We start from the raw sequence: 14,175 nt of genomic DNA, 5'->3' as shown, positions 1-14,175 counted from the left end.
CATCAATCTGCATTGACGTCCAAAATCATGCAGGTTGTTGTGGCAAAAGCATGCAACTTGCCATCGGGGCCGAGGATTTTCCCCTCGGCCGTAGCAACTTTGCGCCCCATCTGAATGACCGTCCCAACCGCGCGCACTCTGCCCACACTCGGGCTGATGGCGCGCGTCATTTTGACGCTCAAATCCAGCGTGGCATACCCCTTGCCGGCCGGTAACATTGAATGAATCGCATTGCCAACGGCACCATCCAGGATGCTTGAGAACCAGCCGCCATGGACCGATCCCTGCACATTGAGCACGGCTTCGGTGGGATGACCTTGCAATACGGCTCGACCTGACTCAATCTCCATGAGCATATAGTTCATCGTGACGGCCATCGGCCCGCTTGGCAAATCCCCGCGTCTGACGGCTTGCATGATTTCTAATCCCGACATGCTTGAAATCTGTTTAGGCGATAAAAAACCTGAGGCTCGGCCGTTTTTCATGCCTGCGAGAAGGGCTTTTTCCTCCTCAATCCAGCGTGCGAGGGTGTCATTGGTGCTCATAGCGAACTCAGTTCCCAATCAAAAATTTGCGGATTCAGTCTTTTAGCACCAGTTTGACCCCAAAAGTAGTGGTTTCCCCATCGTATAATCACGCTTTGCGCCCGGAGCTTTTCATGCGTCTTATCCAAACTGCGCTTACCTTCGACGATGTACTGCTGGTACCTGCCTTCTCGCAGGTGCTGCCTCGCGACACTTCGCTGGTGACACGCCTCACACGAAATATTTCTCTCAATATCCCACTCGTCTCGGCGGCGATGGACACTGTGACGGAGTCTCGACTCGCGATCGCGATGGCCCAAGAGGGTGGTATCGGGATCATCCACAAAAATCTGACTGCTGATCAGCAGGCCCAAGAGGTCGCTCGCGTCAAACGTCACGAGTTCGGGATCGTGATTGACCCCATTACCTTGACGCCTGACATGAAAGTGCGCGATGCGATCGCCTTGCAACGTCAGCATGGTATTTCCGGTTTGCCTGTGGTCAAGGGCGGCAAGCTTGTCGGTATCGTCACCAATCGCGATTTGCGCTTTGAGGATCGACTCGACGCGCTGATTGCCACGGTGATGACGCCACAGGATCGTTTGATCACGATGAAAGAGGGCACAACACTCTCCGAGGCTCAAACCTTGATGCACAAACACCGCCTCGAGCGTGTGTTGATCGTCAACGACGCTTTTGAGTTGCGTGGCTTGGCTACCGTCAAAGACATCGTCAAAAATACTGAGCATCCTGCAGCAAGCAAAGATAGTCATGGACAGTTGCGCGTTGGCGCCGCGGTCGGTGTGGGCGATGGCACCGAAGAGCGTGTTGAAAAGCTGGTCGCTGCCGGTGTAGACGTGATCGTTGTCGATACGGCACACGGCCACTCCGCAGGTGTGATCGAGCGTGTGCGCTGGGTCAAAACGAACTATCCAAAAGTTGAAGTCATTGGCGGTAACATTGCGACAGCGGATGCCGCGCGCGCGTTGCTCAATGCGGGCGCTGATGCGGTCAAGGTTGGGATCGGCCCAGGTTCAATCTGCACCACACGTGTTGTGGCGGGTGTGGGCGTGCCTCAGATTACGGCGATTTCAGATGTGTCCAAGGCCTTAGAGGGCACTGGTGTGCCGCTGATCGCCGATGGGGGCGTTCGTTTCTCCGGTGACGTGGCCAAGGCCATTGCGGCCGGTGCGTCCACGGTCATGATGGGCGGTATGTTCGCCGGCACCGAAGAGGCACCTGGTGAGGTGGTGTTGTTCCAAGGTCGTTCTTACAAGTCCTACCGCGGAATGGGTAGCTTGGGTGCGATGACGGACGGCTCTGCTGATCGATATTTTCAGGATCCTGCCAATAACGCAGACAAGCTCGTGCCCGAAGGCATCGAGGGTCGTGTGCCATACAAAGGCAGCGTGCTGGCGATTATTTTCCAACTGGTCGGTGGCGTGCGTGCTTCGATGGGCTATTGCGGTTGCGCTTCGATCGAAGAAATGCGTACCAAGACTCAATTTGTCCAGATTACCGCAGCGGGAATGCGTGAGTCGCACGTTCACGACGTTCAGATCACCAAAGAAGCGCCTAACTACCGCGCCGACTAGTTTCACTCTTAGACATTGACAGGTTTAACACTCATGCATCAGCGCATTCTCATCCTTGATTACGGTTCACAAGTCACTCAGCTCATCGCGCGTCGTGTGCGAGAGGCGGGTGTGTATTGCGAACTACACCCTGGTGATGTGGATGCTGCCTTTTTGCAAAATCAACGCTCTTTAGGTCTCAAGGGCATCATTTTGTCAGGCAGTCATGCCTCGGTGTACGACGAAGATTCGCTCAAGGTCCCACACGCAGTATTTGAGGCCGGTGTTCCCGTCCTCGGTATTTGCTATGGCATGCAGGCAATGGCTCAGCAGTTGGGCGGCGAGGTCAATTTTTCCGATCACCGTGAGTTCGGTTATGCCGAGGTGCGCGCACGCGGTCACACGCGTTTGCTCAACGGAATCGAGGATTTCACTACGCCCGAAGGCCACGGCATGCTCAAGGTGTGGATGAGCCATGGCGATCAGGTGACGCGCTTGCCTGAGGGCTTCAAGGTAATGGCTTCAACTGCCTCTTGCCCGATTGCGGGGATGGCGGATGAGGCGCGCGGCTTTTATGCGGTGCAGTTTCACCCCGAAGTGACCCATACGGTCAAGGGCCAGGACCTGCTCAACCGTTTTGTTCACGAGATCTGTGGCTGCGTGGGTGACTGGACCATGCCCACATACGTTGATGAGGCCGTCGCTCGCATCAGAGAACAGGTGGGTGAGGACGAGGTTATCCTGGGTCTGTCAGGTGGTGTGGACTCTTCAGTCGCTGCTGCGCTGATCCACAAAGCCATCGGTGATCGCCTGACCTGTGTGTTTGTCGATCATGGTCTGCTGCGGCTCGACGAAGGCAAGCAAGTCATGGAGACCTTCGCACAAAACATGGGTGTGCGCATCATTCATGTGGATGCGACCGAGCAATTTATGGGCAAGCTCGGTGAGGTGTCTGATCCTGAAGCAAAACGCAAAATTATCGGGCGTGAGTTTGTTGAGGTGTTCCAAGCTGAGGCAGGCAAGCTTAAAAAAGCCAAATGGCTCGCTCAGGGCACAATCTATCCTGATGTGATCGAGTCTGCCGGCGCTAAAACAGGTAAGGCTGTCGCGATCAAGTCACACCATAACGTAGGTGGCTTGCCCGATACCTTGAATCTCAAGCTCCTCGAGCCTCTGCGCGAGCTCTTTAAAGACGAGGTCCGCAAGCTCGGCGTAGCTCTTGGTCTGCCACATGGCATGGTCTACCGCCATCCCTTCCCAGGTCCTGGTTTGGGTGTGCGTATCTTGGGGGCGGTCAATACGGAGTTTGCCAATCTCTTGCGTCGTGCGGATGCGATTTTTATCGAAGAACTACGCAACACCATCGACCCTGAGACGCAAAAGTCCTGGTACGACCTGACCTCACAAGCCTTTGCAGTGTTCTTGCCCGTTAAGTCGGTGGGCGTGATGGGTGATGGCCGAACTTATGACTATGTCGTCGCGTTACGTGCCGTGCAGACCTCGGACTTTATGACTGCGGACTGGGCACCGTTGCCGTATCCCTTGCTTGCAAAAGTCTCCTCGCGGATTATTAACGAGGTACGCGGGATTAATCGTGTAGTGTATGACGTCTCGAGTAAGCCGCCTGCGACGATTGAGTGGGAATAGGTTTTAATGCTTAAGTGTATGATTTAAAAAGGTTTTATATTTTCAAAGAGCTTTTAAAAGCCCAGCTAAATTGTTGATTTAGTTGGGCTTTGATTTTACTGTTATACATAACTTGGACTACGTTTAATCACAAAACTCACTTAAAAAGAAACGTCCGATGAAAGTTCAAATTAATTCTGTTGAATTGCACCGCAAAGAAAGTGAGTCAATCTTTTGTTTTTTATGTGCTCCAACTTATTTAAAAAATGAAGATGGTTTTCTGATTAATTTCAATAAGCTTAATTTTTATAAAACTAAACTAAAGAATCGAAAATCTTATGGAAATTTTCGGACTATTAGTAACGTTGGCTACTACAACCGATCTGACCGCGAACGATATAGAGCAAGTATTGATTACTTTGCATCAGAAGAGTTTTTCCATCTAGTTGAAGCAGACTTAAGAGCCGGATTAGTCCCACAATCTCTTCATGTGAAATCCTTTGATAAGGTTGATAACAATACTGATACCTTTGCAGATGAATTTGAAATTCGTGAATTAGAGTTTGTGATGACACCAAAAATCAAAAATACTACAAGTAAGTTACTGAGCTTCTTTAGGTGATAAAGAGATGTCATTAAAAAATTACTAATTAACTGCCGATCAAATTCCATTGCATGTCGACGCATTAATCTATAAAAGAAGAGAGCATTGGCATATTAAGTAGTTTAAGAGCCGAAGGCTTGCCGAGTAGACTGGAAATGAATGTATGAGTGCCGATCTGTTTATCTCTTACGCGTGGACATCACAAACACATCGAGAGTGGGTTCGTTTGCTCGCTAGCCAACTCCATTTAATCGGCTACGAAGTAAAAATCGACGAGAAAGTAGGCTATGGATCAAGTCTGCACGGTTTCATGCGAGAGGTTACCGAGGCTGCTCATGTTCTTTTGATTGTTGATGAAAATTATGTCAACCGAGCTAATAACTTACCAGAGTCTGGGGTTGGCATTGAGACAAAATGGATAAGCAATGCTTATATGGACAAGCCGTCCGCATGGTTGTCCGTTGTATTCGTTCGAAACCCCAAGCGCAGTTTACCTAACTGGCTTAACGACCATAACCCAAAGGGTTTTGACTTTAATGCTAACCCTGAAAACGACGATTTCCCCGGGTCGCTTCAGATCGACGCTCTATGGCGATGGGTTGAGGGGCTCCCTGCTGACAAGACTAATGCTGTTCCATTAACTTTGGTACGGAAACGTGTAACGCGCCTTGAACGTATGGATGCTCTCCGCGACGCGGGTCTTTATGCAAATCCCGCCCTTAAGGGAAACGTAACCTTTAGGCACAAAGACCATAAACACTATTCAGTTGGCTATGGGGAGTTCGAATTCAACATAAGTTTCAGCGGTTGCTCAAAAAACAGTGTCTATGTTTACATAGATAGCGGTCTTAAAGCCCTAGGTCTGATTACCAGTCCAAATTTTGATCGTTCCAATATAGAGTCTTTTTTAACACCTGGGCGCGATGTTACTCCGGTTGTGGGGCAGAGCGTAGTCCTATTAAACTCTCATGGAATCCAGTGTGTCATCACGATTGATGAGGTTCAGAAAGAGGTTAATGCCAAAATGTATATTCCAGGGCAAGTGACGTTCAGTTACGAAATTCTCGCGAATGATTAGGTACTGTAAATAAAATTATGTCGTTAATGCCACCACCCGCATACCAACTCAAGTATCGCCATAAAGAATTTATTGGGAGCTTGCAGTAACGGATTTCATGGTGCTTTTGATCCATTTCTTTGAACCCATTTAAATCAATCCATTGCATATCTTGCGACCAAGTTCTCTAGCGTTATATTCGCCGCTACAGCATCGTGGGGCACCAACAAATACTTCCACGGTTTTCCACCTACTGTTTTGGCATAGGCAGACGCATGCTTGCACCATGTCGTAGCCTGCTCGGCTTTAGCTTTTACGTCGGTCTCTGACTCTTGAGCTGCCGCAACCTCCTGTGCCTTTTTGGTTTCAATGAGTAAAACCACATCAGAAAGTTGTGCAACGAAGTCGGGGATGTACTCGGGCTGGCTAGCACCTGAACGGTAGTAAATGTTGAACTGGCCTGAAGTTGGGCGAAACCAACGTTTGGCTTGCCGCTCAAGAACTGTTGCCAGAATACGCTCGGTGTCGGAATGAAACTTTTGATAGGGGTAGGCGCAGCGATTAAAGCCACCGTATAGATACTGGCCTATAGTGCGCTTGTCATCAGGCGCCCAATGTAGCGGTTTTACATCGTCTTTAGCTGTAAACGCACAGGGCTTGAGTGGCACAAAGCCTTGACTGACAACTACGTCAGAGCCTGCCGACTCCTCGATATAGTGCTTTGCCATCTGCGCATGGATGATTTCAGCAATAGGCTTGGCATAGTTTGCCAACACGTTATGAAGTGCGTCGTCATCTGTCAGATAAGTTTGAAAATGCGTGACCGCCTGATCAGCCAATTGATAAATGAAATCGGCGTGATGATCGTACGAAACATCGTCAAAATTAATTAACTCACGTACGATATAGTCAGCAAAACGGGACTCCTCGACAAGCCCCGCTTCACCATAAGTCAACACCTTATTTGATTGCAGTCCGTGTGACTCGAGCGTGTTTGCAAGTGGCTGATAGTTCAGTCGTGAAAGATCCAGTTGGAATGGCTTGTAACCACTTGTTACAGGACCAATCGGCACAATTGAAATCCGCGGAATGTCAATCGTGTGCTCAACGAAAACATCTACAGCTTGCCTGACTACCTCAGCGACTGCCGCCGCATCATTAAACTTCGATCCCAGACCTTCAGCGTCCAAACTAGCCTGTTGCGGAATCAATCTCTGTTGCACTAGTTGAGTAATATGCTCTTGCAAGTTTGGTGTAGACAAAGAGGCGCTGGTCGGAGCGATCAATTTGCCAGGCTCATCGCCGTCCGTGTTATCCGCGGCGTAACGTAAGCGACCAACCTCTGCAATGACATCCATCGCTACCATTGCAATTTGTCTGCCTTCACCAGTACGCAGGGCGGTTCCAACATGACCAGCGGTTTGCTGTCCAGCGGTGGTACAGGGAGTCACTTCGCCTGGCATTACTTCGCCGTCAAAAGGACTATCTGCCACAAAGCTTTTACCATTTGCACCCGTACCTTTGACATCGGCGAGGCCCAGCACAACTGTCATTGTGGACGGTACAGCATAGCTAGTTAGTCTATTGCCCTCGGAATCCGTTGGGTCAAGTTTGAGTTGCTTAAGCCGAATAGGTGAATCACCCTTATTGGCTTCGGCAATAACTTCCTGAAACTTGTCATGCGCAATGATGTTTAAGCGATCAACAACTTCTACCCCCGTTTTGCGGCCATAAGGCAAGCGCAAGCCTCGTCCGATAGATTGCTCAATCAGTGTGCGAGCATTTGCAGCCCGAAGTGGCACGATGGTGTAAAGATTGGTAACGTCCCAGCCTTCTTTAAGCATATTGACGTGAATCACAATCTCGGTAGGTTCGTCGTAACTTTCCACTGCCAACAGGCGGCGAATCATTTCTTCTTCTTCTGCTCCTGTGCGACTTGAATCGACCTGAATAACTTTGCCTTTGTAGTTTCCACCAAAGAAGCTATCGCTTTCAATTTGGGCCAGTAATTGCGCTGCATGAGTGGTGTCACGAGCAATCACCAGCACAAACGGCTTAACTGGTTTCAGCCCGCTCTGCGCGGCATAAGTCAGCAAGTGAACTTTTGTTTCCTCATGCACCCGCACGCCATCTTTGAGCTTGATGACTTCAATCTGTTCTGTGCTGTGGTCAGCCGGGTTGAAGTTCTGCTGGGTGACGACTGCAGGCTCCTTAACAAAACCGTCTTCAATGGCGCGTGCGAGCGGGTAGTCCATTACCACGTTTTTAAAGGGTACAGTCCTGCCGCCAGCCGCCTCAGTAAAAGGTGTTGCAGTGACTTCCAATCCTAATAGAGGCTTAAGTTCATTCAGCGCACGGATGCAGCCTTGAGTCCGTGCTCCGTATCCTCGATCGCCAGACACTCCTCTGCTTTGAGTCCAAGCTTCTCAAGCGCAAGCAGGTAACAGTCAGGCGCAGGTTTACTTTTTTGCACATCATCCGCAGAAATCACGAACTCAAAATGACGGTCAAAAGAGTATGAGCGAACAGTCGCACCCACTGAGTGGTGATTGGCACCGGTCACAATCGCAAGAGTAAGCCCCTGTGCAAAAAGTTCTCGAATCGCATCTGTTACACCAGGCATCAAGGGGTAAGCGTGATCAACAAGAAACTCTTTTGTCACCGCATGTTTTTCCTCTGCTAAGTCTTGAGCATTGACACAGATGTTCAAGCGCTTGATCAAGTCTTGGGCATTCGTCATCGTGGGCATCCCTGCGCACACTGAGTTGAATACATCTTCACTGATCGTGACACCATAGCGATCGAGCACTTGATTCCAGAGTCGATAATGGATAGGTTCAGAGTCAACCAGCGTGCCATCGTGATCAAAAAGAATTGCGCGTAGTTTCATTGGTCATTATTTCTGAATTGGAGTGATGACTGACGCAACCATAGCGTAAGTCATCGGTACGTATTTACTTCTGATCCATTTCTTTTAACAAGCTATCAAAGGTCTTTGTATCTCGGATGATCTCTGCACTCAGAGCATCGGGTCCTTTAGGATCCAGTGCATAACCTGTCTCTGAGAACTTTTTAAATTCCGGACTGTTAACAATATCCATCGAAACTTTACTCAATTTATTGAGGACCTCAGTAGGCATTCCTTTGGGGCCGACAATATAAAAGGAGGCTGCTAAAGTTGTGATGAAACCGGCGTCAATTGTAGATTGCGCCTCTGGCACGGGACTATACGTACCTTTATCAAACACAGCGAGTACACGAATCTTGCCCGCCTGAACGTGGCTAGGTATACCGACGGCTCCAGTAAAAAGAGTCGCCTCGACACGATTTCCTAAAAGCGCGACAAGAGCTTCGCCGCTGCCACCTGTAAAGGGGACTGTACGTAGTTTGGTCCCCGTTGATTTATTGAACTCTTGAGCGACTAGATCCGGTACGGTGCGCAGCCCAGAGACAGAGGCCCGGACCTTGCCTGGATTTTGTTTTACATGTTGGACAAAATCTGAAAAATTTTGCCATGGCGCATCTGCCCGAACCACCAAAATCACCGGCATCGAGCCGAGTTTGACGATGGGTTGATATTTATCCGGTGATTTAAAAGTCAGGCTTGTATTCACCAGAGGTTGATAAGCGAGAATGCTGTTTGTCGCGAGACCCAGGGTGTAGCCATCAGGTTTTGCGCGCACGACCATGCCAGTGCCAATCGTGCCAGAGCCGCCTGGTTTATTTTCGATTGTCACGTCGACTCCGAGTAACTTCTGGAGTTGCGTTGCGTATTGCCTGGCGACCGGATCGGTAGAGCCACCGGGGCTGTACGGCACAACGAGTGTGATGGGGCGAGTGGGATAAGTCTGCGCTTGTACGCTTGTTTGAGCGAGCGCAGCAGTCGAGCCAAGTACTGCGAAAAGGCAACGGGCACTCAATCGTCGAAAGTTCATGATCCTTCCTTTGATGTGATGAATAATCCTCGTGCATCAATACCGGAGAACCTATCATCCCTGATCAAAAGGGACGATTGAGATCCTGACTTTTTTCAGCTTAGTCCATAAACTCTCTCATGTCTTGATTCTCAAGCGGCAAGTGATAGACGTAAATTTATTCAGGGGGTCGGCCTGAGTGCAGTTGCCGGGGTAGATATGTTTGCCACTTTTGCAAAGCTTTGTGGTGCAAAAGTCCCGAATGATCGACCCATAGACAGTGTGGATCAGTCTAATTTTCTACTTAGAAAAATAGAAAACTCTTAAAAACCCAGAACCGACGATTTTTAACTTATTTACGGATCCGCGAGAGGAAAAGCCGGCGCTTGATACTTGGGTGGTTGGACCGATGTTGAAAATTGTCGGAGAATTTGAGCAGAGTATTAAGAAAGTCTCCCTAATCCCAATGGGCACTCCTGATTCATACTTTCCCCCCAAAAGGATGCCTAAGTCATAAGCATCAACGCCTGACGCGTATGAGCATGCTCAAGTTGCTCCAGCCACCATTGGAGGGCTCGGCCTCGTGAGGCGATGGGCGTTTTTAGCCAGGCATAGCTGGCTTGAATTTGACGCTCAACTCGTTCTACCCGTTTGGCGATCAAGCGGCCTGTTTCAATATAAGGCCTTGCCAGTCCTTCAGGTAAAAAACCGCAACCGAGTCCACGCAGTTGAGCATCGAGTTTGCTTTGCATCGTTGAAACGGTAAATACATCCTGGCCTGAGATCAGTCCCACCGAAACCCCTCCGCCGCGTTGCACAGAGTCTGCGGCGGCTACTGCTCGGTATTGACCGATCGTTTCGTCACTGAGCGGTTGGTCCAATCCAGCTAACGGGTGATGTGGTGCAACGGCAAAGATGAACCTTTGAACACCCAAGGGTTTAATTTGTAAGCCTGTCGTCGCACCGGCCTCGGCCACCACACCTAGGGATAAGTCTGCCAAGCCTGAGGTGAGCGCTTCTAGTGTCCCAGAAAGCGTCTCGGTGCGGATACGCAACCGTGTGGGAGGATTCAGCGCCAAAAAAGATGTACATAAATCCATAACAGTCGCATGATTGATAATGCTATCGATTGCGATCGTAAACTGGGGTTCCCAACCAGTCGCAACGCGCTTGACGCGGTTAGCGATCGCATCGAGTTCGTTGAGCATGCGCCGTCCCTCCCGAACCAGCTCTAGGCCCGCCTCAGTCAGTCTGGCTTGTCGTGAGCTTCGATCAAAGAGCAATACATCAAGCGCTTCCTCAATTTGTCGGACTCTATAGGTCAAGGCGCTGGGGACCATCCCAACCTCGCGCGCTGCCGAGGCAAAACTTCCTGTCTCGGCAATTCGCAAGAGCATCTCAAGCGCCTCTGGAGTGAGCGCTTCTCGAGCCATTTGTTTAGATTCAATTTTCATTTTAAATGATCCTATCATTCAATTTATTTGAATGATGACATCAAAACGATTGGATCGCAATGCTTGCATTCAAGCCTAAAGTTCTCTCTATCAACAAGCTTTAGGAAAATAATCATGCTAACTATTCGTCAATCACAAGATCGTGGCTACGCAGACCATGGCTGGTTAAAAAGTTATCACTCCTTTTCTTTCGCCGGATACCATGATGTTGAACACATGGGTTGGGGAAATCTGCGCGTCATTAACGAGGACAGAATCGCACCTGGTACAGGCTTTGGCAGTCACGGTCATCGCGACATGGAAATCATCAGTTATGTATTGTCTGGATCGCTTGCGCACAAAGACAATATCGGTAACGGTACAGTGATCCCACCTGGCGATGTGCAACGTATGAGTGCGGGTCGAGGGGTGGTTCACAGTGAGTTCAATCATGAACAAGACAACTTGACGCACTTTTTCCAGATTTGGATCGAGCCGAATCAGCGCGGGATCACCCCTGGTTACGAGCAAAAAACCTTTCCGGAGCAAGATAAAAGAGGTGCCTTGAGATTAGTCGCTTCACCCGATGGCGCGCAGGGATCCGTCACGATTCATGCGGACGCAAGTCTCTATGCTGGCCTATTCACTGGCAACGAGGCCGCTACCTTGGCATTGAGTCCAAAGCGTAAAGCATATGTGCATGTCGTGAGTGGTTCGCTCAACGTCAATGGACAAAAATTGCAAGCAGGCGATGCAGCAAAGTTGTCAGAAGAGCAGTTGGTCAAGCTCAGTGAGGGGTTCGACGCTGAAGTACTCGTATTCGATCTCGCAGCTTGACTGAACAATGATCCCTCAAAGCACCCGATTACATATTTCACCGCATATTTATATTCAAAACAATCACAGGAGTTTCTAAAGATGAAAATCTTACAAGTGAACAGCGCAGCACGAACAGTGGGTGCCAATTCAACTCAGATCGCCGATAGTGTGACGGCACGCCTGATTGCCAGGCATCCTAGCGCCACTGTGGAAGTTCTCGATTTGGCTGCAAATCCGCACCCGGCGCTCGACCAAGAAGGCTTGGGTGCCCTTTTTACACCCGCTGAAGATCGTAGCGAGGAACAACACGCGCGCGTTGAGCAAGACAATGCGTTAATCGCTCAAGTACAAGCAGCCGATGTCCTGGTTCTTGGCGTACCCATGTATAACTTTGCGATCTCGAGTCAGTTAAAAAACTGGATTGATGCCATTGCAAAAGCCGGAGTGACATTTCGCTACACAGAGAAGGGTCCCGAGGGTTTGCTCAAAGGAAAAAAAGTCTATGTCGCTCTTGCCCGGGGCGGTATCTATCGCGATACAGCCAATGATACTCAGGTACCATATTTAAAAATGATTCTGGGTTTTCTTGGAATGACGGATGTTGATTTCATCTACGCAGAGGGTTTTGCCATGGGGGCAGAAAGCATTGAAAAAGCTCTTGCTTCGGCAGAGGCTCAAGTCAATGCATTAATCGGGTAATTGCTGTGATTAAAAATTTTCGGCAACGATATACTGCCGAAGATATGTTGCGCTATTGACCTTGATCCGTAGAGAATGATTATCCATGAGCAAACTCAATACATTACAAAACCGGTTTGGTTATTGTGATCACGTGACTTTTGAGCAAACTGAGCAGGATATCGTTCTCATCCACATTAACCATCCTCTGGTGACAGCAACTATTAGTACTGAGGGAGGTCAGGTTCTTGCGTGGCAACCTTTATCACAGGCCGTTCCGGTACTTTGGAGCGCAGATCCAGCGCATTGGCTTCGCGGCCGAGCCATTCGAGCAGGTGTTCCGGTGTGTTGGCCGTGGTTTGGGTCGCATCCAACTGAGCGGACTGAGCCTGCGCATGGTTATGCCAGACTTTGTACCTGGAAAGTATCTGCAATCTCCATTGGGCCCGCTGGTTCTATCGATATCGATCTCAACATGTCAGCCTCACAGGATGCAGCGAAGTGCGACCTGTTCAACGCCACATTGATGACTAGGATTTCAGTCGGTGAGATATTATCGATATCGCTCATCACCACCAATACTGGCAACCATCCTATTTCCATCACAGAAGCTTTACACGCGTATTTCAGGGTTGGCGATATCAAGGACATTCAGATAAAGGGGCTAAGTGGCTGTCACTATATTGATCTGATCGATCAAAATAAACTTAAAAGGCAAGTGGACGATATACGATTTTCTGGTGAAACAGGTCGCGTATTTCTAAATACCTTGAACGATTGTTTTATCGTGGATCGTATACTTAATCGCATCATCAAGATTGAAAAATCCGGTAGTCAGAGCACTGTAGTCTGGAATCCTTGGGTGGATACCGCAAGCAAAATGAATGACCTCGGTCCAGTTGCTTGGCAAAAAATGGTCTGCGTGGAAAGCGCAAATGCGCTCGACAATTTCGTGACCCTGCATCCAAAAGAGCAACATACCCTTACGGTCAAATACTCTATCGACGCGTAAAGGTATGGGGACTATTTTATGGACGGACTTCCAAGCTGTTTCTGATCTCTCGGACGCCTTGAACTGTTTTAGTCATTTCAACGACACGATCAGCTTCTGGGCGCGACTGGACTGTGCCTGATAACGTCACAACGCCATTCACAGTTTCGATTCGGACCTGATTAACTTTAAACATCGCTTCATTGACCAATGCCGTTTTGATCTGAGCCGAGACATTTGCATCATCTACAGCAGTTGCCGGATACCCTGGTGTGCCTGGTGCCACACAGCCCACCAGTGAAATCATTGCGGCAGCCATGGCTGTTGCGACAGCATATTTGTAGTTTCTCATTTTCACTACTCCTTGAAATTCGATGCCTGAATTGGCATGCCATCCACACTAATGTAAGAGTGGCGAGCGTTTTAGACTGTCTGCTAACGCACATAGCTAAAATGATTGTTTGTGCAAACCGGAGAAAGCTTGTGCAAGTCTTGTTACAGAGAGTGTCAGCAGCCAGCGTGACAGTAGAGCAAGCCATCGTTGGAAAAATTGATCAGGGCCTCTTGGTGCTTGTTTGTGCCGAGAGCGGGGATACTGAGGCGATCTCAGCCAAGCTATTAGAAAAAATATTGAAGCTCCGTATTTTTTCTGACGAGACAGGCAAGATGAATCTCTCGGTTCAAGATATCAATGGCTCTTTGCTCATCGTGTCACAGTTCACTTTGGCTGCCGACACATCAAAAGGGACGCGTCCGAGTTTTGGTCGCGCAGCAGCCCCCGAGCAAGCCAGGTATCTTTACGATAGATTTGTTGAATTGGCACAGCAGAGCGGTGTGCCGGTTCAGACGGGTATCTTTGCTGCTGACATGAAGGTTGCCTTGATCAACGATGGACCTGTGACCATCCCGTTATCACTGTCTGCGACTGGTAACATTTGATTTCACCTAGGGAGTG

14 protein-coding genes are annotated in these 14,175 nt (G+C 49.2%); 8 read left to right on the top strand and 6 right to left on the bottom strand.

Going from position 1 to position 14,175, the window contains the following annotated elements:
• Window positions 1–2: 2 nt before the first annotated feature.
• On the bottom strand, window positions 3–545 hold the full coding sequence (locus WBJ47_RS12920) for a PaaI family thioesterase (RefSeq protein ID WP_422243469.1): 543 nt from the start codon (window positions 543–545) through the stop codon (window positions 3–5).
• 113 nt (window positions 546–658) lie between these two features.
• On the opposite strand from WBJ47_RS12920, the gene guaB reads away from it, so the two are divergent.
• From guaB to WBJ47_RS12900, 4 genes are all read left to right on the top strand, one after another.
• Window positions 659–2,119: an IMP dehydrogenase gene (gene guaB, locus WBJ47_RS12915; protein ID WP_422243470.1), complete on the top strand. Its 1,461-nt coding sequence runs from the start codon at window positions 659–661 to the stop codon at window positions 2,117–2,119.
• Between the two features lie 33 nt (window positions 2,120–2,152).
• Window positions 2,153–3,745 carry a glutamine-hydrolyzing GMP synthase gene (gene guaA, locus WBJ47_RS12910; RefSeq protein WP_422243471.1) on the top strand — a complete coding sequence of 531 codons (1,593 nt, stop codon included), beginning with the start codon at window positions 2,153–2,155 and terminating at the stop codon, window positions 3,743–3,745.
• A gap of 157 nt (window positions 3,746–3,902) precedes the next feature.
• A complete protein-coding gene (locus tag WBJ47_RS12905) occupies window positions 3,903–4,346 on the top strand; it encodes a hypothetical protein (RefSeq protein ID WP_422243472.1) in 444 nt (147 codons plus the stop codon).
• 145 nt (window positions 4,347–4,491) lie between these two features.
• Complete coding sequence (locus WBJ47_RS12900) at window positions 4,492–5,406, top strand: toll/interleukin-1 receptor domain-containing protein (RefSeq protein WP_422243473.1); 915 nt, start codon at window positions 4,492–4,494, stop codon at window positions 5,404–5,406.
• 134 nt (window positions 5,407–5,540) lie between these two features.
• On the opposite strand, the gene WBJ47_RS12895 is transcribed toward WBJ47_RS12900, so the two are convergent.
• From WBJ47_RS12895 to WBJ47_RS12880, 4 genes are all read right to left on the bottom strand, one after another.
• On the bottom strand, window positions 5,541–7,787 hold the full coding sequence (locus WBJ47_RS12895) for a DEAD/DEAH box helicase (protein WP_422243474.1): 2,247 nt from the start codon (window positions 7,785–7,787) through the stop codon (window positions 5,541–5,543).
• Window positions 7,733–8,275 (bottom strand): HAD family hydrolase, encoded by a 543-nt coding sequence (locus tag WBJ47_RS12890; protein ID WP_422243475.1) that lies wholly within the window; start codon window positions 8,273–8,275, stop codon window positions 7,733–7,735. Before WBJ47_RS12890 ends, WBJ47_RS12895 begins: the two co-directional genes overlap by 55 nt.
• Window positions 8,276–8,339: 64 nt before the next feature.
• Window positions 8,340–9,320, bottom strand: coding sequence for a Bug family tripartite tricarboxylate transporter substrate binding protein (locus WBJ47_RS12885; protein WP_422243476.1), 981 nt, complete (start codon window positions 9,318–9,320; stop codon window positions 8,340–8,342).
• Between the two features lie 485 nt (window positions 9,321–9,805).
• A complete protein-coding gene (locus tag WBJ47_RS12880) occupies window positions 9,806–10,753 on the bottom strand; it encodes a LysR family transcriptional regulator (RefSeq protein ID WP_422243477.1) in 948 nt (315 codons plus the stop codon).
• A 114-nt stretch (window positions 10,754–10,867) separates the two neighbouring features.
• On the opposite strand from WBJ47_RS12880, the gene WBJ47_RS12875 reads away from it, so the two are divergent.
• The 3 genes from WBJ47_RS12875 (at window position 10,868) to WBJ47_RS12865 (ending at window position 13,241) form a co-directional block, all read left to right on the top strand.
• Window positions 10,868–11,569 (top strand): pirin family protein, encoded by a 702-nt coding sequence (locus WBJ47_RS12875; RefSeq protein ID WP_422243478.1) that lies wholly within the window; start codon window positions 10,868–10,870, stop codon window positions 11,567–11,569.
• Between the two features lie 81 nt (window positions 11,570–11,650).
• Window positions 11,651–12,250, top strand: coding sequence for an FMN-dependent NADH-azoreductase (locus WBJ47_RS12870; protein ID WP_422243479.1), 600 nt, complete (start codon window positions 11,651–11,653; stop codon window positions 12,248–12,250).
• Between the two features lie 85 nt (window positions 12,251–12,335).
• The gene (locus WBJ47_RS12865) at window positions 12,336–13,241 is read left to right on the top strand and encodes a D-hexose-6-phosphate mutarotase (protein ID WP_422243480.1); all 906 of its coding nucleotides are present in this window, start codon (window positions 12,336–12,338) and stop codon (window positions 13,239–13,241) included.
• 16 nt (window positions 13,242–13,257) lie between these two features.
• Here the strand turns inward: WBJ47_RS12865 and WBJ47_RS12860 are convergent, their stop codons facing one another.
• Window positions 13,258–13,572 (bottom strand): BON domain-containing protein, encoded by a 315-nt coding sequence (locus WBJ47_RS12860; RefSeq protein ID WP_422243481.1) that lies wholly within the window; start codon window positions 13,570–13,572, stop codon window positions 13,258–13,260.
• A gap of 131 nt (window positions 13,573–13,703) precedes the next feature.
• Between WBJ47_RS12860 and dtd the strand changes: the two genes are divergently transcribed.
• A complete protein-coding gene (dtd, locus tag WBJ47_RS12855; RefSeq protein ID WP_422243482.1) occupies window positions 13,704–14,159 on the top strand; it encodes a D-aminoacyl-tRNA deacylase in 456 nt (151 codons plus the stop codon).
• The last annotated feature ends 16 nt before the right edge of the window (window positions 14,160–14,175 follow it).

It is taken from the genome of Zwartia sp. (assembly GCF_049655405.1).
Lineage (GTDB): Bacteria > Pseudomonadota > Gammaproteobacteria > Burkholderiales > Burkholderiaceae_B > Zwartia.
The sequence above is the reverse complement of the archived record's forward strand: the minus strand, read 5'-3'. Positions and strand labels throughout refer to the sequence as shown.